The sequence below is a fragment of the Actinoplanes sp. NPDC023714 genome, assembly GCF_040639855.1.
GTDB lineage: Bacteria > Actinomycetota > Actinomycetes > Mycobacteriales > Micromonosporaceae > Actinoplanes.
Genome location: NZ_JBFAAR010000017.1, coordinates 44536 through 69871 on the forward strand (window position 1 = coordinate 44536; position 25336 = coordinate 69871).

Sequence of the window (25336 nt, forward strand, 5' to 3'; positions counted from 1 at the left end):
AGGTTCGGATGAGTCTGTTGGAACGGCACCGAGCGGTGATGCCGGGCTGGATGCCGGTGTATTACGGCGACGACGCCCTCGAGATCGTGTCCGGGAAGGATCGCCGGGTCACCGACGCCTCCGGCCGGACCTACCTGGACTTCTTCGGCGGGGTGCTGACCACCATGGTCGGCTACGACATCGCCGAGATCAGCGACGCGGTGCGGCGGCAGCTCGGCACCGGCGTGGCGCACACCTCCACGCTCTACCTGATCCGGCAGCAGGTCGAGCTCGCCGAGAAGATCGCCCGGGTCTCCGGTATACCGGACGCGCGGGTCTTCTTCACCAACTCGGGCAGCGAGGCGAACGAGTCGGCGCTGCTCTTCGCCGCGAACGTGCGCCGGTCCAACCAGATCCTGGCGATCAAGAACAGCTACCACGGCCGGACGTTCGCGACCATGGCGGTGACCGGTCACCGCAGCTGGTCGTCGAGCTCGCTGAGCCCGCTCACCGTCAACTGGCTCTCCTCGGCCGACCGGCTGCGCGGGCGGATGGCCGGGCTCGCCGACGGCGACCTGATCGACGCGGCCGTCGACGACCTGCGGGAGGTGCTCGCCACGGTCACGGCCGGCGACGTGGCCGCGCTGATCGCCGAGCCGATCCAGGGCGTCGGCGGATTCGTGGCCGGCCCGGACGGGCTGCTCGGCGCGTACCAGAAGGTGCTCGGCGAGCACGGCATCCTGCTGATCGCGGACGAGGTGCAGACCGGCTGGGGCCGTACCGGCGACCATTTCTGGGGCTATCAGGCGCACGGCGTGACGCCGGATCTGATCACGTTCGCGAAGGGCATCGGCAACGGGTTCGCGCTCGGCGGCGTGGTCGGCCGGGCCGAGGTCATGAACGCGGTCCCGGCGATCAGTTTCTCCACCTTCGGCGGCAATCCGGTCAGTGCCGCGGCCGGCAACGCGGTCCTCGACTACGTTCTCGACCACGACCTCCAGGGCAACGCGCGCCGGGTGGGGTCGCTCCTGCTGAGTGGGTTGCGGGATCTTTCGTACGGAATCCTCGGGCAGGTCCGGGGGCGGGGCCTGATGATCGCGCTGGAGTTCGTCCGGCCCGGGACCGCCGAGCCGGACGCGGCCGTGACGGCGCGCGTCTTCGACCTCTGCCGCGAGGGCGGTCTCCTGGTGGGCAAGGGCGGCCTCTACGGCAACGTGATCCGGATCGGCCCGCCGCTGACGCTGACCGACGACGAGGCCCGGGAGGGCCTGGCGGCGCTGACCGCGGCGATCGCGGCCGCCGACGCGGAGTCGCGCATCGACTCCTGACCGATTCCGAGCCGAACCCCGCGGTCCTGACCGCGGGGTTTTGCTGTATGTGCGGGAACTTTTGCTAGATCTGAAGAAACTTCTCTTCACTGTGGACGAAACGCCTCGGTAATGTCTCGATGCATGTGAATGGATCGATGGGGGAGGACCGCAATGCCGCAGTCACTCAGCCGACGCAGCCTTCTGGGCGCCGCGGCCGCAGCCGGAGCCGCCGGCGCGCTCGCCGCACCCACCGCCGCCACCGCAGGTGGCGCCGGGCACGGCCGGGGCCGCGTCCCACGCGACCAGATCAGTGTGCAGCTCTACACGCTGCGCAACCAGCTCAGCATCGACCTCGAAGCGAGCCTCGCGGAGCTCGCCGAGATCGGCTACACCCGCGTCGAGCACGCCGGCTTCGTCGGCCGCACCGCCGCACAGTTCCGCGCCGCTCTCGACAACGCCGGCCTGCGCGCCACCTCGGGTCACGTCGGCATCCCGCAGCCGTTCGACGCCGACACCTGGAAGCGCTCCCTCGAGGAGGCGGCGATCGTCGGCAACAAGTACATCGTCCACCCGTACTTCGGGTTCGGCGCCGACGGGCCGATCCGCGACGCCGCCGTCTACCGGGCGTTCGCGGCCGACCTCGACCGGGCCGGCGCGCTGGCCCGCCGGGCCGGGCTGAGCTTCGGCTACCACAACCACCAGGCCGAGTTCTTCCCGCAGACCCGGAACGTCCGCCCCGGGACCCGGGTGACCGGTTTCGACATCATCACCGGGGAGACCGACCCGCGGAACGTCCACCTCGAGGTCGACCTCTTCTGGGCCTTCCGGGGCGCCAGCGACCCGGTCGACCTGATCAAGAAGCACCGCGGGCGGATCCGCCAGGTCCACGTCAAGGACCTGGACGCGAACGCCGGCTTCGCGGATCCCGGCGACGGCGTCATCGACTTCGGCCGGATCTTCGAGCACTCCCGCGAGGCGGGCCTGGTCGAGTACATCGTCGAACGTGACGACGCCGGCTCACCGCCCCGGACATCCGCCGACGCCCTGGTCACCGCTCAGCGCGGATACGCGTACCTGGAAGGGCTCCGATTCTGATGTTGCGCAGACTCGCAGTTCTCACCATCGCCGGAGCGGCCGTGCTGGTCGCTCCGGTGGCCGCCGCCGCCCACCCCGGGCACGACCTGCCACCCTCGTCCGACTTCCAGAAGGTCACCCTCGACGACTTCCCGGGTGAGCCGATCGCGCTCGCCGTCCTGCCCGACCGGCGGGTCCTGCACACCGCGCGGACCGGCGAGGTCCGCATCCACGAGCCGTCCACCGGACGGAATGTCCTGGCCGCGACGATCCCGGTCTACCTGCACGACGAGGAGGGCGTGCAGGGCATCGCGATCGACCCGGACTTCCAGCACAACAAGTGGGTCTACGTCTACTACTCGCCGGTGCTGAACACCCCGACCGACGACCCGGCCACCCCGGGGGTCAACGAGGGCGACGCGCCGGCCGAGGGCACGGCCGCCGACTTCGCGCCGTACAAGGGCCACCTCCAGCTGTCCCGCTTCAAGCTGGTGGGCAACACGCTGAAGCTCGGCACCGAGCAGAAGATCCTCCAGGTGCCGACCGACCGCGGGCAGTGCTGCCACGTGGGCGGCAAGATCGATTTCGACCGGTCGGGCAACCTGCTGCTCTCCACCGGTGACGACAGCAACCCGTTCTTCTCGGACGGGTACGCGCCGATCGACGAGCGGGCGAACCGCAACCCGGTCTTCGACGCGCAGCGCAGCTCGGCCAACACCAACGATCTGCGCGGCAAGCTGCTGCGGATCAAGGTCTCGCCGTCCGGGAAGTACTCGATCCCGCGCGGCAACCTGTTCCGGCCGGGCACGCCCAAGACCAAGCCCGAGATCTACGCGATGGGCCTGCGGAACCCGTTCCGGTTCACCGTCGACCCGGACACCAACGTGATCTACATGGCCGACTACTCACCGGACGCGCAGAACGCCAACCCGGCGCGCGGCCCGGCCGGCCAGGGCCGCTGGATGGCGATCGACAAGCCGGCGAACTACGGCTGGCCGTACTGCGTCGCGCCGGACCAGCCCTACATCGACTACGACTTCGCCACCGGGGTCTCCGGCGCGCCGTTCAACTGCGCCGCGCCGGTCAACGAGTCGCCCAACAACACCGGGCTGCGCACCCTGCCGCCGGTCGAGCGGGCCGAGGTCATCTATTCGTACGGCCCCAGCGCGCAGTGGCCCGAGCTCGGCACCGGCGGCATCGGGCCGATGGGTGGCCCGGCCTACGACTACGACCCGCGGTCGCGCTCGCAGATCAAGTGGCCCCAGACGTTCGACGGGCTGCCGCTGTTCGCCGAGTGGACCCGGGACTACGTGAAGGCGTTCCACCTGGACCGCCGCAACCAGGTCACGCAGATCGACCCGGTGCTGCCGGAGCTCGTCTTCGACAATCCGATGGACCTGGAGTTCGGCCCGGACGGCGCGCTCTACGTCCTGGAGTACGGCGACGGCTACTTCGCCGAGAACCCGGACGCGCAGCTCTCCCGGTTCGACTTCGTCCGCGGCAACCGGACGCCGATCCCGCGCGTGACCGCCACGCCGACGTCCGGGGAGGCGCCGCTCACGGTGTCGTTCTCCAGCGCCGGCACGACCGACCCGGACGGCGACGCCCTGCGCTACGCGTGGGACTTCGACGCCGACGGCCGGGTGGACTCGCGGCAGGCGAACGGCACCTTCACGTTCACCGAGAACGGCAACTACCGCCCGGTTCTCAAGGTCACCGACAGCACCGGCCGGTCCGCGTCGGCCGAGGTGATCCTGCCGGTCGGCACCCTGGCGCCGGTCGTCACGTTCGTGTCGCCGGTCGAGGGCCAGCCGTTCGAGTTCGGTGACACGGTGAACTACGAGGTCGCGGTCACCGACGACCAGCCGTTCGACTGCAGCCGGGTGACGGTGACCTACATCCTCGGGCACGCCGAGCACGGTCACCCGCTCTCCACGTCGGCCGGCTGCACCGGCTCGATCACGACCTTCGTCGACCCGGGACACGCCGGCGCCGAGGGGCTGACCGCGGTGTTCGTCGCCTCGTACACGGACACGGGCAACCCGCCGCAGACCGGGACCGCGGAGATCGTGCTGGACCCGGCAGATTGATGTCGCTCTAAGTTGCTGGAGAACCGGCCGGGCCCTCGGGCCCGGCCGGTTTTTCGTTTTCCGCCGAATGGACATAAACAACTATTCATTCGGCGTCCGTTGACGTGACGCTGCGTCCTTCCGGAGATCACTCCGCGTTCACATTTGGGAAACGTGAGGTAAACGCGAGGGGAAACCTATACATGTCCCGTTCTCCCCCTGGCAGCCGCACAGCTTCCTCCGTCACGATCACGCTCGTGACAGAAACATCCGTGATCTTGGCGCTGGTGGTCCTCACGGCCCTGGCCTTCGATTTCACCAACGGGTTCCATGACACCGCGAACGCGATGGCCACCTCCATCGCGACCAAGGCGCTACGGCCCAAGACCGCCGTCGCGCTCTCCGGCATCCTGAACCTGGTCGGCGCCTTCCTCTCCGTCGAGGTCGCGCTCACCGTCACCAACGCCGTCGTGAAGATCCAGGACAAAAGCGGCGCCCCGAAGGCGGAACTCCTCGCCGACGGCGGCAGCGCCCTCCTGCTGATCATCCTGGCCGGCCTGGTCGGCGGCATCGTCTGGAACCTGCTGACCTGGCTCGTGGGTCTGCCGTCCAGCTCCTCGCACGCGCTCTTCGGCGGCCTCGTCGGCGCCACGATCGCCGGCCTCGGCTTCAGCGGCGTCAACTGGAACGGCGACGGCTCGAAGCTCGACGGCGTCGTCGGCAAGGTGCTCCTGCCGGCGGTGCTGTCGCCGGTCATCGCGGCCGTCGTCGCCGCGGTCGGCACCTGGATCATCTTCAAGATCACGGCCGGGGTCGCGGCGCGCTTCACCGACAAGGGCTTCCGCTGGGGCCAGATCGGCAGCGCCTCGCTCGTCTCCCTGGCGCACGGCACCAACGACGCGCAGAAGACGATGGGCGTGATCACCCTCGCCCTGATCGCGAGCGGTCACTGGAGCGACACCGAGAACATCCCGCTCTGGGTGAAGGTCTCGGCCGCGCTCGCCATCGCGCTCGGCACCTACCTCGGCGGCTGGCGGATCATCCGTACGCTGGGCAAGGGTCTCACCGACATCAACCCGCCGCAGGGCACCGCGGCGCAGTCCGGCGCCGCCGCTGTCATCCTGGCCTCCAGCCACCTCGGGTTCGCGCTCTCCACCACGCACGTCGCCACCGGCTCGGTCCTCGGCTCCGGCATCGGCCGCCCCGGCGCGAAGGTCCGCTGGGCCGTCGCCGGCCGGATGGTCGCCGCCTGGCTGATCACGCTGCCGGCCGCCGGCATCGTCGGCGCGGCCATGTGGTGGGTCGGCGACGTGATCGGCGGGACGGCCGGCGCCCTCGTCGTCTTCACCCTGCTGGTCCTCGCCTCGCTGGCGATGTACCTGCGGTCCCGGTCCGCCCGCGTCGACTCGTCGAACGTCAACGACGAGTGGGAGTCCTCCGAGGCTCCCGGCAAGCCCGTCTCCGTCCCCGCTGAGGTGTCCTGATCATGCACAATCTCGGATTCGCCCTCGACGGCGCCTGGCGGGTTCTGCTCGCCGGCCTGGTCCTCGGCGCCGGGCTGCCGGTGCTCTTCGCCCTCGGCATCCGGTCGCTCGCCTGGGGAGCCGGGGAGGCCACCGTCAACCAGAGCGGGGTCACCGTTCCCGGGACGCGGCGGCCGGCCGGCACGGTGATCGGGTACGCGCTCTTCGCGATCGTGGTGCTCGGCGTGCTGCTGGGGCTGACGTTCATCGTGGCGACGGGGTTCGGCTACAAGCTCGACTTCTCCGGATTTTTCCCGACATTGGTAGCGAAGTAAGGAAGGGCCCGGCGTGGTGCCGGGCCCTTCCTCTTTCCTCTTTTTTCAGATGAGCGTGCGGGCGAGGACGCCGACGTCGGGGTTGTCGGTGAACAGGCCGTCGATGCCGGTCTTCAGGAACGTGACCTGCTCGTCGATGGCCTTGCCGTAGGCGGCCGGGTCGGTGCCGACCCGCAGCTCGGCCGGGAGGAACGAGTTCTCCGCCCGGAACGTGTACGGGATGACCTTGAGGCCGGCCCGGTGCGCGTTCGCGACCAGGCTCGTCGGCGTGCCGAGGGTGCCGTCCGCCTTCCGCGGGATGATCTGGCTCTTCTCCGGGCCGAGGCCGTCGACGAAGTCGTTCAGCTCCTTCAGGCCGGCCGGGGTCAGGTAGTCGGCGTACGAGCGGGTGTCGCCGAACGGCCCGCCCGACGCGCCGGTCAGGAACACCAGCGGCACCTGGATCCGGTGCCGGTCGGCGAGCTCCCGCAGGTTCGCCGCCTCGAACGACTGCACGAACACCTTCGCGCCGCGCCTGTCCAGGCCGTTCCGGCGCAGCGTACGGACCAGCGGGCCCTCCAGGGCGAGGCCGAGCTTCTGGAAGTACGTCGGGTGCTTGGTCTCCGGGAAGACACCCAGGTCGCGGTCGAGCTCCTTGGAGAGCCGCTTGCGCAGGTCGAGGACCTCCTGGAAGGTCGGCACCGGGAAGCGGCCGTCGTACAGGGTGTTGCGCTGCCGGATCGCCGGGATCCGCTCGGTGGCGCGCAGCGTCTTCAGCTCGGCCAGCGTGAAGTCCTCGGTGAACCAGCCGGTCACGCTGACGCCGTCGAGCAGCACGGTCTTCTTCCGGCTCGCGAACTCGGGCCGGGACGCCACATCGGTGGTGCCGCCGATCTCCGGCTCGTGCCGGCACACCAGCACGCCGTCCTTCGTGATGACCAGGTCCGGCTCCATGTAGTCGGCGCCCATCCGCGCCGCCAGCTCGTAGGACGCGAGCGTGTGCTCCGGCCGGTACCCGGAAGCCCCCCGGTGGCCCACCACGAGCGGCGCGGCCTTCCCGTGCCTCGCCTCGGCCAGCGCGGGTGCGGCGACGGTTCCGGCCAGCGCCGGTGCGGCGGCGGCCGCGGCCCCGATGCGCAGCACCTGACGGCGATCTGCCACGTGATCCTCCACGATTCGGTGTCCGGCGCGAGCCGCCGGACTGTCCGCCGAAAGTCCAGAAGACCGATTCGTCGCCCAGGCGAAGACATGATGGCAATACCGCGAACCCCCGGCGTTTTTTCAGCACCCACCCCTGGGTGTGGGGCGACATTTCGGGCAGCTGCTCAGCCCTGGTGTTCAGCCGGTCGGGTGTGGCTGTACGGGAGGGCGACATTTCGGGCAGCAACTCAGCCCTGGTGTTCAGCCGGTCGGGTGTGGCTGTACGGGAGGGCGACATTTCGGGCAGGAGCCCCCGCGCCAGCGTCCAGCCGGAGAGCTGCCGGCAGGTCGGCCGCGCCGACAGCAATACGCCGCAGCCGTAATTCCTCGTAGCGGCAGTACGCGCGCCAGGGCGCCGGGGACGCAGGCGGACGCGTCACGGCCTCGGGTCACGGATGGCGAGGCGACGCTCCGGCCCTATGTTGCACGGACCCCGATCGCGGCCTCCAACCTCCGCGCCTCGCGCAGCAATCGGGAACCGCCCGCCCTCCCGGCGACGACGGCGAGCTCGGGAATCGCAACCCGGACACCCAGATCCCCGGCCACCCGCGTCCCCAGCTCCAGCAGATCCGGCAACCCGCGTGGCCCCGCCACCAGCAGCGCCGGCAGAGCGGCCTCGATCACCTGCCAGACAGCCGTCCCGCCGCCGGCGTGGAAGGCCTCGGTGAGAGCGCCCGCCACCCTGCTCGGCTTGACCGTCCCGTCCGAGCAGAGATCACCGAGCGCCGCCCCGACCGCGGGGGCGCAGGCCGCGAGGGGCAGGAACGCGTCCACGGCCGCTATCCGGTCGGCGGCATGGCGGGCACCCAGGCCGTAGGCCACGGCCAGGATCACCGCCGGGCCGATCGGGCCGGTGCGGTCGGCCAGCATCGGGAGCAGGGAGGCGTCGCGGGCGTCCTGATCGGCCAGGGCGGCGATGTCGGGCAGCGCCCACGCGGCGGTCACCTCGCGGTGGTGGGGGAGGACCATCGCGAGCACGTCCGGGCGGTAGGTCTGCAGCCCCTTGAGGTCGGGGTGCGGGCTGCGCGTCACCGTGACGAGCGCGTCCTCCAGGAGGAGGCGATCCCCATCGGTACGGGCGGACTCCACGTTCACGACCACCCGGCGGAACGCGGCGCCGGCCCGGCGCTGCTCGAAGCGTGTGGTGATCGGGTCGGGGAGTCCGCCGCCGGTCAGCCAGCGGGCCAGCCGTCTGCCGTGCGGGCTCGTCAACTGCCCGGCCCGCTCCGGTACCGGGCCGCGGGGCACCCGCAGCAGCGCCTGCTGGTAGTCGAGGGGCCACGGCTCCCGCCCCTCCGCCTCGAGCCGGGCCATCCGGTCGGCGAGCACCCCGGCGTCGACGCTGCCGGTCACGTCGGTGGGGGTGGCGAGCAGCTCCGGAAGCGGGGAACGGCCCACCTGCACGGCCAGTTCGGCGATCCGCAGGGTCAGGACGTCGGCCGGCGTGTCGATGAGTGAACGGTCGGTGCCGGTCCAGGAGCGCTGTACGGCACCGAGCAGCCGTTCCCGCACCACGGGGTCGACCGGCAGCCCGGCCCGGGCCCGGATCGCCGCACCGAGGGCGGGCACGCGGCCCCAGGGCGCCCCGAACCGCTCATGCCGATCCAGCACCGGCCCGAGTGCCTCCGCGAGCCCGTCGGCCGGCAGCGCCACGACGGCCGCCATGATCCGTTCCCACCGCACCCCGGCCGGCTCCCGGAGAACCGCCACCACTTCCTCGGCGAGCTCCGCGGCGCTCCGCACGCCCTCAGGCATGGCGGCAGGCGGACGGACCACCTCGGACGGAGCCGCCGCAGCAGGAGGCGCCGCGTCGAAAGTCGTCCCGGGCCGGTATCGGGACAGCAGGGCACGAGCGCGCTCCCGGATGTCGAGGACCGGGCTCCCGGCGGCCACCTCCACCGCCTCCAGCACCGCCGGGATCTGTGCGGGGTCGCGCCGGCACAGCTGTCCGAGCCAGGTCAGCTGCGCCTTGACCAGGGTCTTCTCGGGCCGGGCCAGGGCCTCGGCGCTGACGTCGGGCGGCGGGACCACCACGCCGGCCCCGCGGAGGGTCCGCTGGGCCAGGCCGGCGATCGGGGAGGGGCCGGACGCCAGCAGGGTCGCGTAGGAGGAGGCGTGCTCGGCCACCTCGTCCGCCACCGGGGCGAGGATGTCGTGCAGGAGGGCGAACGGGCGCAGGGCCGCCGGGCGGTCGCCCCGGACGAGACGGTCCACCGTGGCGGCCAGGACGACCGCGCGGTCGAGGCGGCCCTCCGCCGTGAGCCGGGCGATCGCGGCCGGGAGGGCCGGCACCGGGTCCCAGGTCGCGCCGTCCCAGCCGGCGGCCGGGATCCGGGCGCCCAGGCCGTCGATCGTGAAGACCGCCGGGAGGAGCGGGTCGAGGAAGCGGGACGCGCGCAGCCGTTTCGCGAGGGTGGACGGGCGTCCCTGGTGGGCGGCGCGCAGCCAGGCCAGCACCACGCCCTCGGTGACCGGCGGCTCGGCCTCGCCCTCGTCGAGCAGGGCGACCACGAAGTCCCACTCGGCCGGCAGCAGCAGCTCGCCGGCGCGGATCCGGCCGGCCAGCCGGACGCCGAGATCACCGGCCCAGGGCAGGCCGCGCGCCCGGGCGATCGCGAGGAACCGGCCGGCCGGGATGGTGTGCCACTGCCGCAGCTCGCGCCGGCCGAGCAGCGCGGCCGCGCGGGCCGCCGAGGGAGCGCCGGCGATCACGGCGAGGGCATGGAACGCCACGGGCACCGGGCCCGGCGCCACGAGCGGATCGCGAAGGCGTTCGGAGAGCCGCTCGAGGAGGGATCGGCGGGCCGGCTCGTCCGCGTCGAGCAGCAGAGCCGTGAGCCCGCCGAGATCTCCCTCGCGCACGCATCGGTCGAAGGCAACAGTGGTCAGCGCCATGCCGGACAACCTAGACCGGAGGTCCGACAGAAAGCAGAGGCTCAGAGCCTCAGCTGCGACCAGTCCAGCAGACCCTCACCGAGATCCCGCACCCGCGCCAGCAGCCCGAGCCGGGCGGCCCGCACCGCCGGATCGTCGGCCATCACGAACACCTCGTCGAAGAACGTGTTCAACGGCCCGACCAGCCCGCGGGTCGACTCGACAAATCCGGAAATGTCGGAAAAGTCGCCAACTACGCCGACCGACTCGTGCAACGCCAGCTCTGCCGGCTCCTTCAGAACCGAGGGGTCGTAGGAGGCCGGCGTCCCCTCCGGAACGATCCGCCGGGCCCGCTGCACGGCCGCCGCGACGGCCAGGAAGCCCGGATCCTCGTCGAGCGCCGCCAGCTGCCCGAGCAGCACGTCGACATGGGACGGCCGGGCGTGGTGGGCGATCACGGCACGTACCCGGTCGACGGGTTTGCCCTCCTCGACCAGCACCTGCTCGAGCCGCTTCGCGAGGAAATCGGAGCAGGCGTCGAGAACCGCGGCGGAGACCGGGACCGGCTGCCCGGCAGCGGCGGCGGCGAGGCCTTCGCGGAGGTCGAGCGACGCCAGGGCGGGCGTGGCCCGGTGCACCGCCAGCAGGCCGAGGACGGCCCGCCGCACCGCGAACGGGTCGCTGCTGCCGGTGGGCAGCCCGACCGTGGCGGCCAGCCCGGCGATCACGTCGAGGCGGTCGGCGACCGAGAGCAGAGCGCCCGCGACGGTCCGGGGCAGCTCGTCCCCGGTGTTCCGGGGGAGCTCGGCCTCGTACACGGCCTGGGCGACCGCCCGGTCCTCCCCGGCGTGCAGCGCGTAGTCCCGCGCCATCACCCCGGCCAGGCGGGTCATCTCGGTGACGAGCTGCGATCCGAGGTCGAACTTGACGAGGGCGGCGGCCCGCTCCAGAACGGACGACGAGATCCCCAGGGCAGCGGCCAGCGACGACGCGAGAGCGGCGATCCGGGACGCCCGGTCCGCCATCGAGCCGAGCCGGTCGGTGAACGTGAGTCGCGACAGCCGCGACCGCAGATCGGCGAGCGGGGTGGCGCGGTCGGCGCGGTAGAAGAACGCGGCGTCCTCGTACCGGGCGCGCAGCACCGCCTCGTTGCCGGCCCGCACCAGCTCCACGTCGACCGGACCGTTCGCGACGGTCACGAACATCGGCAGCAGGCCGCCGCTCTCCACGTCGCGGACCGGCAGGTAGCGCTGGTGCTTGCGCATCACCGTGGTGAGCACCGCGGCGGGCAGGTCGAGGTAGGTCTCGTCGAACGTCCCGAGCAGCGGCAACGGCTGCTCCACCAGGTCGGTGATCTGGTCGATGAGCGCGGCTTCGCCCTTCACGTCGATCCGGCCGTCCGGGTAGACCAGGTCCTGCGCGCCGATGACGATCAGCTCCCGGCGGTCCTCGTGGTCGGCGACGATCCCGTTCACCCCGAGGGTCTCCAGGAACGTCTCGGCCGACTCGACGGCGATCACCGGTTCGGCGGCGGTGCGCAGCAGGCGCGTCTCGCGGCCGGCCGCCAGCCCGGACACCGCCACCGGCACCACGTCGTCGCCCCAGAGGGCGGTGAGCCAGCGGATCGGGCGGCTGAAGGCGAGCTTCGGGTCGTTCCAGCGCATGTTCTTGGCGGCCCGCAGCCCGGTCACGACCTGCGCGAGCACGGTGGCGAGCACGGCGGGTGCGGCGCGTCCGGCTTCGTGCTTCTCCAGCACGACATGGGGTACGCCGGAAAGCTCGGCGACGGTCACCGCGGAGATCGGCACGCCCTGTGACCTGACGAAGCCTTCGAGCGCTCGCGTGGGAGCGCCGTCCGCCCCGTACGCGGCCCGGGTCTTCGGTCCTTTCACCAAGCGCACGTGATCGTCCTCGCGCGCCCCCACGCCCTGGACGACGGCGATGAGCCGGCGGGGCGTCCCGTAGACGCGGATCTCGCCGTGTGCCAGCCGGGTGCCCGCGAGACCCTCGGTGACCAGCCGCAACACCTGCGCGCGGGCGGACCGCAGCTCGGCCGGCGGAAGCTCCTCGGTGCCGATCTCGAAGACCAGGGCGCGCGGCTCGTCGCCGGTCTGCGCCGTGGCGGGCGGCCGTGCGCTCTCGATCACCGGGGACTCGCCGAGGGGCAGGCCGAGCTCGGTGCGGCGCTCCACCCAGAGCTTCGCGACCTCGCCGGCGAGGCGGCGCATCCGGCCGAACTCGGCGGCCCGGTCGGCGGTGGAGACGGCGCCGCGCGCGTCCAGCACGTTGAACGCCTGCGAGCACTTCAGCACGAACGTGTGCGCCGGGACCGGCAGGCCGGCGTCGATCATCCGCTGCGCCTCGCCGGCGTAGAGGTCGAGCAGCCGCCGGTTCGCCTCGACGTCGGCGTCGTCGAGGTAGTAGCGGGACATCTCGTACTCGGACTGCCCGAACACCTCGCCGTAGCTGACGCCCTTCGCGTACTCGATCTCCTTGAAGTGCGTCTTCTCCTGGAGCGCCATGATGATGCGCTCGACGCCGTAGGTGATCTCGACGCTGACCGGGTCGAGGTTCAGCCCGCCGGCCTGCTGGAAGTAGGTGAACTGGGTGATCTCCAGGCCGTCCAGCCAGACCTCCCAGCCGAGACCCCAGGCGCCGAGCGCGGGGGAGGCCCAGTTGTCCTCGACGAACCGCACGTCGTGCGCGGCCACGTCGATGCCGAGGGCCCGCAGGCTGCCGAGGTAGAGCTCCTGCGGGTTGCCGGGGTCGGGCTTGAGGATCACCTGGAGCTGGGTGTGCGTCTGCAGGCGGTTCGGGTTCTCGCCGTACCGGGAGTCGTCCGGGCGGACCGAGGGCTCGACGTAGACGACCTTCCACGGCTCCGGGCCGAGGACGCGCAGGAACGTCGCCGGGTTCAGCGTGCCGGCCCCGACCTCGGTGTTCATCGGCTGGACGACCAGGGCGCCCTGATCTGTCCAATACGCGGTCAACCGGGCCAGCGCGTCCTGCATGGTGAGCATGGGATCCGAGTCTAGGTGCGGCTTCACGGGGGTACGAACCGAACATGCTTGCCGGAGATCTTTACGCCTTTCAGGGACTGCTGACCGACGACGAGTCCGCGATCGTGCGGCGCGTCCGCGACTTCCTCGCCTCCGAGGTGACGCCGATCGCGAACGAATACTGGTCGCGGGCCGAGTTCCCGACCCAGCTGATCAAGCGCTTCGCCGGGCTGGGCCTGGCCGGGGCGGAACACTCGTCGCTGCTCAACGGCTGGCTGGCCCTGGAGATGGGTCATGCCGACGCGTCGATGGCGACGTTCTACGGCGTGCACGCGGGCCTCGCGATGGGCAGCATCCAGACCTGCGGCTCGCCCGAGCAGCAGGAGCGCTGGCTGCCGGCGATGACCGCGTTCGACCAGATCGGGGCGTTCGCGCTGACCGAGCCGGGCGGTGGATCGGACGTGGCGGCCGGCCTGCGGACGACCGCGCGCCGGGACGGTGACACCTGGATCCTGAACGGCGCCAAGCGCTGGATCGGCAACGCCACCTTCGCCGACCTGGTGGTGGTGTGGGCCCGCGACGAGGCCGACGACCAGGTGAAGGGCTTCGTCGTGCCGGGGGACGCGCCCGGGTTCACCGCCACCAAGATCGAGAACAAGATCGCGCTGCGGATCGTGCAGAACGCCGATATAACCCTTTCGAATGTACGGGTGGATGAGGCTGACCGGCTGCAGCGGGCGAACTCGTTCAAGGACACCGCGAAGGTCCTCCGCCAGACGAGGGCCGGCGTCGCGTGGCAGGCCGTCGGCGTGATGCTGGCGGCGTACGAAATCGCTCTTGAATATGCCAAGGAGCGCGAGCAGTTCGGCCGGCCGATCGCGAAGTTCCAGCTGGTGCAGGACCTGCTGGTGCGCATGGTCGGCAACGTGACGGCGTCCCTCGGCATGTGCGTGCGGCTCGCCCAGCTGCAGGATGAAGGCGTCTACAAGGACGAGCATTCGGCGCTCGCGAAGGCCTACTGCACGACCCGGATGCGGGAGGTCGTCGGCTGGGCGCGGGAGCTGCTCGCCGGCAACGGGATCGTGCTCGACTACGACATCGGCCGGTTCGTCGCGGACGCCGAGGCGCTCTACTCCTACGAGGGCACCCGCGAGATCAACTCGCTGATCGTCGGGCGGGCTGTCACGGGTTTCGGAGCTTTCGTCTAGACGTAGGTGATCTGCGTGGTGTCCTGCGTGGCGCGGTAGCTGAGGTTGCAGAGCGTGGCCTGACCGCGCTCACGCTGCACGCTCGACCATGTCAGATAGAAGTGCCCGGCCGGCGCGGTCGGCGCCAGGTCGAACTCCACCGGCCCGGCGCCGTCCGGGAAGTCCCGCCAGCCCGGATCGCCCGGCGCGTGCTTGTTCCACGGGTCCTTGGTGAAGCCGAGGCTGCCGCCCGACCGGGTCGGCCCGCAGTCGCGCTGGAAGCTGACGTGCACCGGCCCGGTACCGAGCGTGACGTCCGGGCTCTGCGTCCGGCACACCGGGTGACACTGCTGGTTGGTGGCGCTCCAGCTATAGATCAACCGCTTCACCGTACGGGTGGTGTAGACGGAGACGTAGTCACTGGCGGAGGCGATGCCGCGCTGCCTGTTGCCGCGGTACACGGCCAGGTAGTCCCCGGACGCGCTCGCCGTCAGCGTCGTGCCGAACCGCCCCGCGTCGTTCGCGGCGAGCCGCCCGATCCGCGCATAGGGATCGTCCTCGGTCTTCCGGAAGAACAGATCGACCGCCCCGGCGTTCCCGCGCCGCCCGGCGCCGGCCACCCCGCCCAGCGTGATCCGCGACCCCGCCCGCACCGAGTCCGGCGCCACCGCGAACGTCATCTCCGTCAGCGGCCCCCGGGCGGCGGGCGCCTGCGGGGCGCCCGGCATCCCGGCGGCGAGCACGGCGGCAGCCGCGATCAGTGAGGTCCCGAACATTCTGGTCCTTCCGGTAAACGCCAGCTGAAAGAACCTACCAGATTGTCCGCGTTTGTCGGTTTCTCGTCGGGGGAGTGTTGCTGCCACGCCGCACCCTGCACTCATCACCGTCGATGCGGAGGGGGTTCGCCGTGGCCCGTAGTGGACTCGCCCGAGCCGGCGCGATCTCATCAGCCGCGCTGGTCCTGACCCTGGCACTGGCCGCCGGCGCGCCGATGCTGATGGTCGCCCTGGCCGGCACCGGCCTGCCCTGGCCACGCCTCGCCGAGGTGGGCGAGGCCTTCGGCGGCATCTCGGCCCTGCTGTCGGCGATGGCGCTGAGCGGCGTGGTGGCATCCCTGCTCTTCCAGCAGCGCCAGATCCGTCAGCAGATCGCGGACATCGACGGTCAGCACCACATGGAATTGCTCACCCTGGCGATCAACAATCCGGAGCTCATCGAGGTGCTCGATCGCGAAGCCGCCCGTGGTCCGCATTCCCGGCAGGAGATCTATGCGAATCTCACCATGATGTATTGGCTGCGGTTGTGGGAATTGGGTGAGATCGAGGACGACGAGTTGAGGAACATGACGTTCCGGATGTTCCAGTCCGACGTCACCCGGCGATGGTGGGGCCGGGTCGCGGACGCCTGGATCGGAACGCGTGCCCGTCCCCGGAGGCGCCGGTTCATCGCCACGGTCAGCGACGAGATGAGGAAGGCCGAACGGGAGGCGCGGCGGAGGCCTGATGCCGGCGGCGGAGACCCCGTGCCCCGCCCACGGCGGCACTCCGCGAGGCCGGCCGTGCTCGCCACCGCGGGAATCGCCGCGATGGCCGCCGGGTACGTCTACGGCCGGCGGACCCGTCCCTCACGCAGATCTTGAATGAAGGACCGCCAGCTATCCGTTCCGTAGGTGAGGACCGCGCCGCCGGGATCCTTGGAATCCCGCATCATGACCCGGTCACCGTCCGCGGAGAGAGCGATCTCGACACAGGCGCTGTTGGCCACGGAATAGGTGCTTTTTCGCCAGGCTGCGTCCATGGGGAGAGCCTATCCGCGGCTTTATACCACTCCTATAACTCACACGGGTGGTGACGTCCTGTCGTCACTCGTCAGAGGTCGGCCACCCGGACGCCGCCGCCGTTGCGCTTGGCCTCGTACATGGCGGCGTCGGCGGAGCGCATCAGGGCGCCGAACTCGATGGCGTGCTGGGGGCAGATCGCGACGCCGATGCTGGCGCCGATGCGTACCTCCTGGCCCTCGATGTCGAACGGCTCGCGGAGGAGCTCGCAGATCCGGTCGCCGGCCCGCACCGAGGCGGCCTCGTCGGGGTCGGCGGTGAGCAGGACCGCGAACTCGTCGCCGCCGAGGCGGGCCACCAGGTCGGGGCGGCGCACGGTGCTCTGCAGGCGCTTCGCGACGAGCTGGAGGAGCACGTCGCCGGCGTGGTGCCCGACCGTGTCGTTGACCTGCTTGAAGCCGTTCAGGTCGAGCAGCAGCAGGGAGACGCGGGTGCCGGTCGCGTAGCCGATCTCGACGGCCTGCTCGGCGCGGTCCAGCAGGTGCTTGCGGTTGGGCAGGCCGGTCAGCGAGTCGTGGAAGGCCTGGTGGGTCAGCTCGTCGACGTGCACCTGGGAGGCCTGCCGCATCCGGGCGCTGTCGATGATCAGCGCGCCCTCGACGGCGAGCTGCTGTGCCAGGATCCGGTCGCGGGAGGTCCACTCGCGGGCGCGGGTGGTGTCGCCGCAGATGATCATGCCGACCGGGCCGGTCGCGGACATCAGCGGGATCGCGATGAACGACTTGGCGCCGAGCGTCTGCACGAAGCCGCCGGCCCGGACCCTGCTCGCCGACGCGTCCGCGACCAGCTGCGGCTCGCCCGATTCGGCGGTGGCGCGCCAGACCGGCGAGTCGGAGGCCTTCTTGCCGAGCAGGTGCTCGGCGAGGCCCCGGTTCACGTCGCCGGTGAAGCCGACGCCGTGCACGTACCGGATCCGGCCCTCGCCGTCGATCAGGTGCATGCCGGCGTGCTCGGTGCGGAACGCGGTCGCGCAGGAGCGGGTCAGCACCTCCGCGGCGGTCTCCACGTCGGCGGCGGTCATGCCCTGCTCGAACAGGTCGCGGATGGTGGCGCTGGTGTGCGCCACGAACTGCCGCTGCTTCTCGGCGGCGAGGCCCTGCAGCGTCGTGGCGAAGTGCAGCGCCATCGTCGAGATGATCTCCGGGCGCAGATCGTCGAGGGCGGTGCCGGTGAGCAGCAGGACGCCGACGGTCTGGCCGCCGATGCGCAGGCGGATGGCCATCTGCTCGCCGCTGACCACCGGCTTGCCGCCGGCCGGGGTGCGGAAGACCTTGCCGGCCACCATCTGGTCCCGCCGGCCGGGCTCGCCGAGCTGGGCGGTCGCCGTCATCATGCCGGTCTCCGAGTCGAGCTCGAACACGGTCGCGGCGGTCAGCCCGGCGATCTCCCGCAGGTGCGGCCCGGCCAGGTCGAGCACGTGCTGGACCGAGGGGGTGTCCTTGGTCATGAACGCGACGAACTCGGCCAGCAGGAGGCCCTGCCGATCCGCCGGGCCCGGGACACCGAGAACGGCCTCGACGCCGGAACGCTCCGCGGTCGGGAGTCCGGCGGTGTGCACTGCGCTGCCCACGGTCATGGCCCTAGGGTCGGCACCCTTCCGGCCGGGTTGAGCCGCAGGCGGGGTCCGCGGGGTCGCAACTCGGGTGCGACCCGGTGCGCCCCGATCGGCCGTCCGGAAAGGGTGCTGGAGGGCGGTGAACCGCCCGTTGCCGCACTGTTTCCGGATCATTGCGCTGGGAGCGCTCCCATGCCATGCTGTCCCCATCGGCCAACGATCCCCACCGATGTGTTGGCCGCCGTTCCCTGGCGCGGTCCCGCGCCGCCCCCGTCTCGAGGAGTCCTCATGAGACCCATCCCCACCCGTGCCCGGGCTCTCACGGCGGCCGCTGCCGTGAGCATCGTGGCCGGCGCCGGTGCTGTCGCCGTGGCAGGCAGCGCCAGTGCCGCGGCCGGTTGTCGCGTCGACTATTCGGTGAACCAGTGGAACTCCGGGTTCACCGCCAACGTCACCGTCACCAACCTGGGCGACCCGATCAGCGGCGGCTGGAACCTGAAGTGGGCCTACGCCGGCAACCAGACCGTCACCCAGGGCTGGAGCGCGACGATCTCCCAGTCCGGCCAGAACGTGACGGCCACCAACCCGTCGTGGGCGGCCTCGCTGCCGACGAACGGCACCGCCAACTTCGGCTTCAACGCCAACTACTCGGGTACGAACACCACGCCCGCCTCGTTCTCCCTGAACGGAACGGTCTGCACCGGCAACGTGCCGACCAGCCCGTCCGGCTCGCCGTCGAGCAGCCCGTCGAGCTCGCCCTCCAGCAGCCCGTCGAGCTCCCCCTCGACCTCGCCGTCGACCTCCACGCCTCCGCCGCAGCCGGGCGTCAAGGTCGACAACCCGTACGTCGGGGCGAAGGGCTACGTCAACCCGGAGTGGAAGGCGAAGGCCGAGTCGGTGGCCGGCGGCAGCCGGGTCTCCAACAACCCGACGGCCGTCTGGATCGACCGGATCGCCGCCATCGAGGGCACCGAGGACAGCAGCTCGAACGGCGCCATGGGCGTCCGTGACCACCTGGACGCGGCTCTCGCGCAGGGCGCCGGCTACATCCAGTTCGTCATCTACAACCTGCCCGGCCGGGACTGCGCCGCGCTCGCCTCGAACGGTGAGCTCGGCCCGAACGAGCTGCCGCGCTACAAGTCCGAGTACATCGACCCGATCGCCGCGATCCAGGGCGACGCGAAGTACAAGAACCTGCGCATCATCAACATCGTCGAGATCGACTCGCTGCCGAACCTGGTGACCAACACCTCCGGCCAGGCCGGTGGCACCGCGATGTGCGACACGATGAAGGCGAACGGCGGCTACGTCCAGGGCATCGGGTACGCCCTGCAGAAGCTGGGCGCGCTCAGCAACGCCTACAACTACGTGGACGCGGCGCACCACGGCTGGATCGGCTGGGACTCCAACTTCGGCCCGACCGCCGACATCATGCTGCAGGCCGCCCAGGCGTCCGGCAACGTGAAGAACGTCCACGGCTTCATCACCAACACCGCGAACTACTCGGCGCTGCGTGAGCCGTTCGTGCAGCCGACCACCACGGTCGGTGGCCAGAACGTCCGCCAGTCCAAGTGGGTCGACTGGAACCAGTACACCGATGAGCTGACCTTCGCCCAGGCCTTCCGGAACAAGCTGGTCTCGATCGGCTTCGACTCCGGCCTCGGCATGCTGATCGACACGTCCCGCAACGGCTGGGGCGGCTCGCAGCGGCCCACCGCGGCGAGCACCTCGACCGACGTGAACACCTACGTCAACCAGTCCCGCATCGACCGCCGGATCCACGCCGGCAACTGGTGCAACCAGGCCGGTGCCGGCCTCGGCGAGCGTCCCACCGCGGCTCCGGCCTCCGGTATCGACGCCTACGTCTGGGTCAAGCCGCCGGGTGAGTCGGACGGCTCCAGCACCCTCATCCCGAACGACGAGGGCAAGGGCTTCGACCGGATGTGCGACCCGACCTACACCGGTAACGCCCGGAACGGCAACAGCATGACCGGCTCGCTGGCCGGTGCCCCGATCTCGGGCGCCTGGTTCCCGGCCCAGTTCGCCGAGCTGATGGCGAACGCCTACCCGGCTCTCTGATCCACCTGATCCACGTTCCCCATCCGCAACCGGTCGGCGTCATCTCGGGCGCCGGCCGGTTGCTCCTCTTCCGGGTCGGATCACCACCATCAAAAGATCAAGACCTTCGGGTACGAGGGGAATCAGCTCTTCGCGACGAAGAAGCGGTAGACCGCCCGGTACGGCACGGCCTTCGTCGCGCTGCCGGAGCAGGCGCCGGCCGGGGCCACCCCGCCGACCGTGTCGAGGCGCTGGATGTAGGTGACCTCGCCGAAGACGCCGTCGCCGCGGGTGCTCTTCGCGGTGATGCGCAGCTGCGGGATGCTGTCCGGATGGGCCGACGGCGCCCGGACCGCGGACGCGCCGTCGCCCTCGACCAGTGAGCCGTCCTGGTCGGACTGCCAGCTCGGGCCGCGGTAGTGCAGCGCCGTCACCTTCCGGGCCGGGCGCAGCGTCACGCCGGTGAGCGAGGCGGCCGGCTCGATCAGCGTCCAGGCGCCGGCCGTGCAGCCGTAGACCTGGACGCCCTTGGCCTTGAGCACGGCGTGGACGACGTTGCCGGCCGGCGGGTTCAGCTCGGCCGGGACCCGGGGCTCGCCGCCGAGGAGGCTGTCCGCCTGGGTGGTGGCCGGGCGGGACGCCGCGGCGGGCGCGTTCTCGGTGCCGGCGAACGAGACGCCGGCCGGGACCGCGACGGCGGCGAGAGCGAGGGCGCCGAACGCGCCGAAGACCTTTACGGGACGCCTGATCACGGTTCCTCCCCAAGGGACGGTGACAGCAGACGCCCACGCTAACGGCGGGTTCGCCGGTAGCGGGTCGTACAGTCGGGAAATCACCCGCAGGAGCCATGCTTACCGGGGCATACGGTAGAAACCGGTCGGTAGTGTCTGCGCCTCGAGGCGGGCGGCGCGCGAGCGGGCGCGGATCCGCAGCAGCAGGAGGACGCCGAGGAAGACGAAGACGCCGCCGACGATGAGGCCGGGCCCCAGCAGGAAGGAGTCCTCGGCGACGAGGGCCGCCTGCGGGTCGCCGGACTCCCGGGCCGGCTGCGCCGCGGGCGTCTCGTCCTCGGCCTCGGCCTCGGCGGGCGCCTGCTCCTCCCGGGTGGGCGACGGCGACGGGGACGGGGACGGCGGGGTGTCGCTCTCCACCCGGGTGGTCGCGCCCGCGGTGGTGAGCAGCGTGCCCTGCGCGTCGAAGGCCCGCGCCTCGAACCGCACCCGGCCGGCGTCCGGCCCGGTGAAGGCGACCTGCCAGCGGCCGGTCACGGTCCGGCCCCGGCACAGCGTGCCCGGGTCCAGCCGGTCGTCGAGGATCGTCGTGGTGCCGCCCTCGGCGCTGGTGCTCGTGCCGAACTCGCCGTCCTCCTCGACCCGGACCACCCTCAGCTGGTCGCCACTCAGCCCGTCGCCGGCGGGGCCGGAGCGCACGAGCAGGGCCCAGCGGACCTTGCGGCAGCGCCGGTTCTCCGAGGTCACGACGGCCGTGACGGTCTGCGCGGCCTCCCCGGTGACGAAGTCGCCGGGCGCTGTCACGCGTACGCTGAAGCCCGGCTCGTCGGCGCGGGCCGGCGACCCGGCGGCGGTGCCCAGGACCGCGCCGGCCAGCACCGCACCGAGCGCGGCGACGAAGTGACGCATGGAGCTCCCCCATTCCACGGCTGCACTACTTAGTTCGCCGCCGCGGGCGGAATGGTTCACCGGGTGGCCCGCGTCACTCGTACGGAAGACTTTAAATCTTTCTTAGGAGAGCAACCTTCTCGTTGTTTCGCCTGTTCAGCAGCCGTGTGCGGGCGGTAGTCACGCCGCTACGCAAAAAATTCCGGCGGTGTTCATCCGAACCCGGGCCGGCTGCGTAATCCGGGGAGGACGCGGACCGGAGCACGGCAGGGGAAAGCGGTGCTACGGAGCGGGTCCAGCAGAGCTTGAGCGCGGGGTGTCCCCCACGGACACCGGCGTCCCACCGCCCACGGGACGTGACCGCACTGCAAGGAAAACGAGGAGTCAATGGCCCGGTCGAAGAACACCCAGCGAGCCGCCGCCCCCCGGGTTGCGGTCGATGTCGGATCCACCGGCACGCGTCCGGCCTCGAGAACCGCGATCGTGCTGCTCGTCGTGAGCGTCCTGGCCGCACTCTGGGCCGTCGCCATGATGACCAGGCCCGGCCGCGTCGGCTACTACTACTTCTTCATCTACGCCGAGTTCTACATGGGCGTCATCAGCCTGGTGTCGCTCTCGATCACGATCATGGTCGGCCTGGTGGCGACCGACCGGCTGGTGCTCAGCATCCGCCAGCGGGTCCTGCTCCAGTCCACCCACCGGACCACCGGCCTGATCGCGGTGACCGCCCTCTTCGTGCACGTCTGGACGAAGTACGCGGAGGAGCACATCCGGCTCATCGACATCGCGATCCCGTTCCTGCTGCCCGGGAACGGCCTCTACGTCGGCCTCGGCACCATCTCCGGCTGGATCATGGTGCTGGTCATGTGGACCGGCATCGCCCGGTCGAAGTTCATCGGCCGCGGCAAGCCCTGGATGTGGCGCGGAATCCACTCGATCTCGTACCTGATGTGGCCGATCGCGCTGACGCACGGTCTCTCGGCCGGCCGCCCGGCGGCCACCTGGGTCACCGTGAGCTACGTCGTGTGCGTCCTCGGCGTGCTGGTCGGCCTCGCCGTCCGGCTCTCGGTCAGCCTGAACCGGAAGAAGGACTTCTCGTCGGCGGCCGGCACCGGCATCAAGCCGGTCGGCCAGCTCGTGCCCACCGGCGCGGCGCCGAAGCGGCGTGGCCGCCGCGGCGAGCCGACCGGCGACCTGATGGCGCCGGCCGGACCGGCCGCCACCACGGCCGCCTGGGTCCCGGCTGCTCCGCCGGTGCCCCCGGCGCCGCCCGCCCCGCCGATGTCCCGCCCGGTCAGCCCGGCGCCCATGCAGGCCGCGCCGTCCGGTCCGGTACCGGTCAGCCCGGCTCCGGCCGGCTACGCGCCGGCCGACTTCGCGCCGGCCGACTTCGCCCCGGCCGGATACCCGGCCGAGCTGGAGGCCCCGGCGCCGCGGCAGCGCCGCTCCGCCGAGGACGACGACCGCTACGACACGTCGACCCGCGCCATGTCCCGGCGCGCGATCGAGGACGAGCGCTACCGGTACGACGACGAGCCCGCCCCGCGCTCCCGGGGTGGTCGCGCCCAGGAGATGTACGACGAAGGCCCGCGCCGCGGACGCCGCTTCGACGACGACGAGCCCGCTCCGCGCGGCCGCCGCGACGATCTCGAGGCGACGGGCACGCGGATGCGTCGGGACGATCTCGAGGCGACGGGCACGCGGATGCGTCGTGACGATCTCGAGGCGACCGGGACGCGGATGCGCCGGGACGAGATCGAGGCGACCGGGACGCGGATGCGGCGGGACGATCTCGAGGCCACCGGGACGCGGATGCGCCGTGACGAGATCGAGGCCACCGGCACCCGCATGCGCCGGGACGACCTGGAGTCCACCGGGACGCGGATGCGTCGCTACGCCGACGACGAGCCGCCCGCCCGCGGCCGCCGCCGGGAGCCCGAGTACGACGACAGCCCGCGCCGCCGCCGCGACGACGACTACGACGAGGTGCCCCGCCAGCGGGCCGCCCGCTACGAGGAGGAGCCGCGCGGCCCCCGGTACGCCGACGAGGAGCCGCCCCGCCGCCGGGCCCGCGACGACGGCCGGCACAGCAGCCGCAGCCAGTTCGTCGACCTGGCCGACGGCCAGTGGGGCGGCGAGCCGGACGACTCGCCCACCCTGGTCGAGGCGGCCCCGCGCCGGGGACGCCGCGCCGAGCCGGTGGACCGGGCCCGCCGCGCCGAGCCGCTGGAACGGGAGAGCCGGGGCGGCCGTCGCGGGCGCGACGACGACGATGACTACTTCTCCCAGCTCCGGGGCGACGTCAGGGAAGCGAATTGAGTACCGCACAGGTTCCACCGGTCACGGCGATCGGAACGCCACGCATCACCGCGGGCTTCGACGAGTACGGCCGCCTCGACCTCGTCGCCCACCAGGAGGTGCACGGCGGGTTCGCCGCGCTCTCCTCGGGCGAGCTGGTCGGTCTCGCCGACCGCATCGAGCTGCGCGGCCGGGGCGGCGCGGGATTCCCGTTCGCCCGCAAGGTCCGCGCGGTGATCGACTCGTGCCGCCGGCAGGAGCTCCCGCCGGTGATCGTGGTGAACGCGACCGAGGGCGAGCCGCCGTCCTGGAAGGACAAGGCCGTCCTCACCCGCGGCCCGCACCTCATCCTGGACGGCGCGGCCCTGGCCGCGGCCGCCCTGGACGCCGAGGAGATCGTGATCGGCGTGGCCGACGACGGCGTCGGCCTCAGCTCGATCACCGCGGCGCTGGCCGAGCGCAAGATGCCCTGCCCGACCCGGATCGTCACGGTGCCGCACCGGTTCATCTCCGGTGAGGGCGGCGCGCTGGTCCGCGGCATCAACGGCGAGGCGCACATCCCGCCCGGCCGCAAGGTCCGGTCCAGCGACAACGGCGTGATGGGCCTGCCCACCCTGCTCTCCAACGCGGAGACCTACTCGCAGCTGGCGATCGCGGCCCGGATCGGGCCGTGGGAGTACAACTCGGTCGGCATCCCCGAGGAGCCGGGCACGGTCATGCTCACCGTCGGCGGCTCGGCCACCTCGCCGGCCGTGGTGGAGGCGCCGAGCGGCACCCCGCTCATGGACGTGCTCACCATGTGCGGCGCCGACATCGGCCCCGGCCTGCTGGTCGGCGGCTACCACGGCAAGTGGGTGAGCGCCGAGGCGGCGAAGACCATCACGATCTCCCGCAAGGGGTTCGCGAAGGTCGGCGGCACGCTCGGCGCCGGGATGCTGATCCCGATCGGCTCCAAGACCTGCCCGCTCGGCGAGGTCGCCCAGGTCGTGCAGTACCTGGCCGGCGAGTCGGCCGGCCAGTGCGGCCCGTGCCGGATCGGCCTGCCCGACCTGGCCCGCGCCGTCACCCTGGTGTCGCTCGGCGGCAACGCGGTGGAGAACGTGCGGCAGGCGGCCGGCCTGGTGAAGGGCCGGGGCGCGTGCAGCCACCCGGACGGCACGTCCCGGTTCGCCCTGTCCGCGCTGGAGGTGTTCGCCGAGGACGTCCGGGCGCACACCAACGGCGAGGGCTGCGGCAAGCAGGTGCGGGGCATCCTGCCGCTGCCGTACACGGCCGAGAAGGGCGCGCGGAAGCTGGCCCTGGACTGGTCGCGCTGCGACGGCCACGGGCTCTGCTCGGCGGTCGCCCCGGAGATCATCCGGCTGGACCACAACGGCTTCCCGGCGTTCCCGCAGACGCCGCTGCCGCCGTGGCTGGAGGACGGCGCCCGGAAGGCCGTGAACGTCTGCCCGGCGCTCGCGCTGCGGCTGACCGAGCCGACGCCGGCGAAGTAGAAGCAGA

General features: G+C 71.7%; 18 protein-coding genes. 10 read left to right on the forward strand and 8 right to left on the reverse strand.

Annotation, left to right across the window (positions count from 1 at the left end; translation table 11 throughout):
- Window positions 1-8 precede the first annotated feature (8 nt).
- The 5 genes from AB0G10_RS41785 to AB0G10_RS41805 all read left to right on the forward strand — a co-directional run bounded on the left by AB0G10_RS41785 (window position 9) and on the right by AB0G10_RS41805 (window position 6230).
- Window positions 9-1307, forward strand: coding sequence for an aspartate aminotransferase family protein (locus AB0G10_RS41785; RefSeq protein WP_360935667.1), 1299 nt, complete (start codon window positions 9-11; stop codon window positions 1305-1307).
- Window positions 1308-1460: 153 nt separating this feature from the next.
- Entirely contained in the window at window positions 1461-2384 is a 924-nt protein-coding gene (locus AB0G10_RS41790; RefSeq protein ID WP_360935670.1) for a sugar phosphate isomerase/epimerase, read from the forward strand.
- A complete protein-coding gene (locus AB0G10_RS41795) occupies window positions 2384-4453 on the forward strand; it encodes a PQQ-dependent sugar dehydrogenase (RefSeq protein WP_360935673.1) in 2070 nt (689 codons plus the stop codon). The genes AB0G10_RS41790 and AB0G10_RS41795 overlap by 1 nt, the downstream gene beginning before the upstream one ends.
- Before the next feature lie 236 nt (window positions 4454-4689).
- Window positions 4690-5916 carry an inorganic phosphate transporter gene (locus AB0G10_RS41800; RefSeq protein WP_360935676.1) on the forward strand — a complete coding sequence of 409 codons (1227 nt, stop codon included), beginning with the start codon at window positions 4690-4692 and terminating at the stop codon, window positions 5914-5916.
- A 2-nt stretch (window positions 5917-5918) separates the two neighbouring features.
- Window positions 5919-6230 carry a hypothetical protein gene (locus tag AB0G10_RS41805; RefSeq protein WP_360935679.1) on the forward strand — a complete coding sequence of 104 codons (312 nt, stop codon included), beginning with the start codon at window positions 5919-5921 and terminating at the stop codon, window positions 6228-6230.
- Between the two features lie 45 nt (window positions 6231-6275).
- On the opposite strand, the gene AB0G10_RS41810 is transcribed toward AB0G10_RS41805, so the two are convergent.
- The 3 genes from AB0G10_RS41810 to AB0G10_RS41820 form a co-directional block, all read right to left on the reverse strand.
- Window positions 6276-7370 carry a glycerophosphodiester phosphodiesterase gene (locus AB0G10_RS41810; RefSeq protein ID WP_360935682.1) on the reverse strand — a complete coding sequence of 365 codons (1095 nt, stop codon included), beginning with the start codon at window positions 7368-7370 and terminating at the stop codon, window positions 6276-6278.
- 456 nt (window positions 7371-7826) lie between these two features.
- A complete protein-coding gene (locus tag AB0G10_RS41815; protein WP_360935685.1) occupies window positions 7827-10304 on the reverse strand; it encodes a hypothetical protein in 2478 nt (825 codons plus the stop codon).
- Window positions 10305-10345: 41 nt separating this feature from the next.
- Window positions 10346-13303 carry a glycine--tRNA ligase gene (locus tag AB0G10_RS41820; protein ID WP_360935688.1) on the reverse strand — a complete coding sequence of 986 codons (2958 nt, stop codon included), beginning with the start codon at window positions 13301-13303 and terminating at the stop codon, window positions 10346-10348.
- 44 nt (window positions 13304-13347) lie between these two features.
- Between AB0G10_RS41820 and AB0G10_RS41825 the strand changes: the two genes are divergently transcribed.
- Window positions 13348-14490, forward strand: coding sequence for an acyl-CoA dehydrogenase family protein (locus AB0G10_RS41825; protein WP_360935691.1), 1143 nt, complete (start codon window positions 13348-13350; stop codon window positions 14488-14490).
- Here AB0G10_RS41825 and AB0G10_RS41830 read toward each other — a convergent pair.
- Window positions 14487-15245 (reverse strand): hypothetical protein, encoded by a 759-nt coding sequence (locus tag AB0G10_RS41830; protein WP_360935694.1) that lies wholly within the window; start codon window positions 15243-15245, stop codon window positions 14487-14489. The genes AB0G10_RS41825 and AB0G10_RS41830 overlap by 4 nt on opposite strands.
- Before the next feature lie 131 nt (window positions 15246-15376).
- Between AB0G10_RS41830 and AB0G10_RS41835 the strand changes: the two genes are divergently transcribed.
- The gene (locus tag AB0G10_RS41835) at window positions 15377-16108 is read left to right on the forward strand and encodes a DUF6082 family protein (RefSeq protein WP_360935697.1); all 732 of its coding nucleotides are present in this window, start codon (window positions 15377-15379) and stop codon (window positions 16106-16108) included.
- On the opposite strand, the gene AB0G10_RS41840 is transcribed toward AB0G10_RS41835, so the two are convergent.
- Complete coding sequence (locus AB0G10_RS41840; RefSeq protein WP_360935700.1) at window positions 16072-16266, reverse strand: DUF397 domain-containing protein; 195 nt, start codon at window positions 16264-16266, stop codon at window positions 16072-16074. The two genes, AB0G10_RS41835 and AB0G10_RS41840, sit on opposite strands and share 37 nt — an antisense overlap.
- 71 nt (window positions 16267-16337) lie before the next feature.
- Window positions 16338-17882 (reverse strand): diguanylate cyclase, encoded by a 1545-nt coding sequence (locus tag AB0G10_RS41845; RefSeq protein ID WP_360935703.1) that lies wholly within the window; start codon window positions 17880-17882, stop codon window positions 16338-16340.
- A 267-nt stretch (window positions 17883-18149) separates the two neighbouring features.
- Here AB0G10_RS41845 and AB0G10_RS41850 point away from each other — a divergent pair, with 267 nt between their 5' ends.
- Window positions 18150-19940, forward strand: a complete 1791-nt coding sequence (locus AB0G10_RS41850) for a glycoside hydrolase family 6 protein (protein ID WP_360935706.1) — start codon at window positions 18150-18152, stop codon at window positions 19938-19940.
- 122 nt (window positions 19941-20062) lie between these two features.
- Here AB0G10_RS41850 and AB0G10_RS41855 read toward each other — a convergent pair whose 3' ends face one another.
- Window positions 20063-20671, reverse strand: coding sequence for a DUF3455 domain-containing protein (locus AB0G10_RS41855; RefSeq protein ID WP_360935709.1), 609 nt, complete (start codon window positions 20669-20671; stop codon window positions 20063-20065).
- Window positions 20672-20770: 99 nt separating this feature from the next.
- The gene (locus AB0G10_RS41860; protein ID WP_360935712.1) at window positions 20771-21559 is read right to left on the reverse strand and encodes a hypothetical protein; all 789 of its coding nucleotides are present in this window, start codon (window positions 21557-21559) and stop codon (window positions 20771-20773) included.
- 462 nt (window positions 21560-22021) lie between these two features.
- Between AB0G10_RS41860 and AB0G10_RS41865 the strand changes: the two genes are divergently transcribed.
- The gene (locus AB0G10_RS41865; RefSeq protein WP_360935715.1) at window positions 22022-23857 is read left to right on the forward strand and encodes a translation initiation factor III; all 1836 of its coding nucleotides are present in this window, start codon (window positions 22022-22024) and stop codon (window positions 23855-23857) included.
- Window positions 23854-25329 (forward strand): NADH-ubiquinone oxidoreductase-F iron-sulfur binding region domain-containing protein, encoded by a 1476-nt coding sequence (locus AB0G10_RS41870; protein ID WP_360935718.1) that lies wholly within the window; start codon window positions 23854-23856, stop codon window positions 25327-25329. Before AB0G10_RS41865 ends, AB0G10_RS41870 begins: the two co-directional genes overlap by 4 nt.
- Window positions 25330-25336 lie beyond the last annotated feature (7 nt).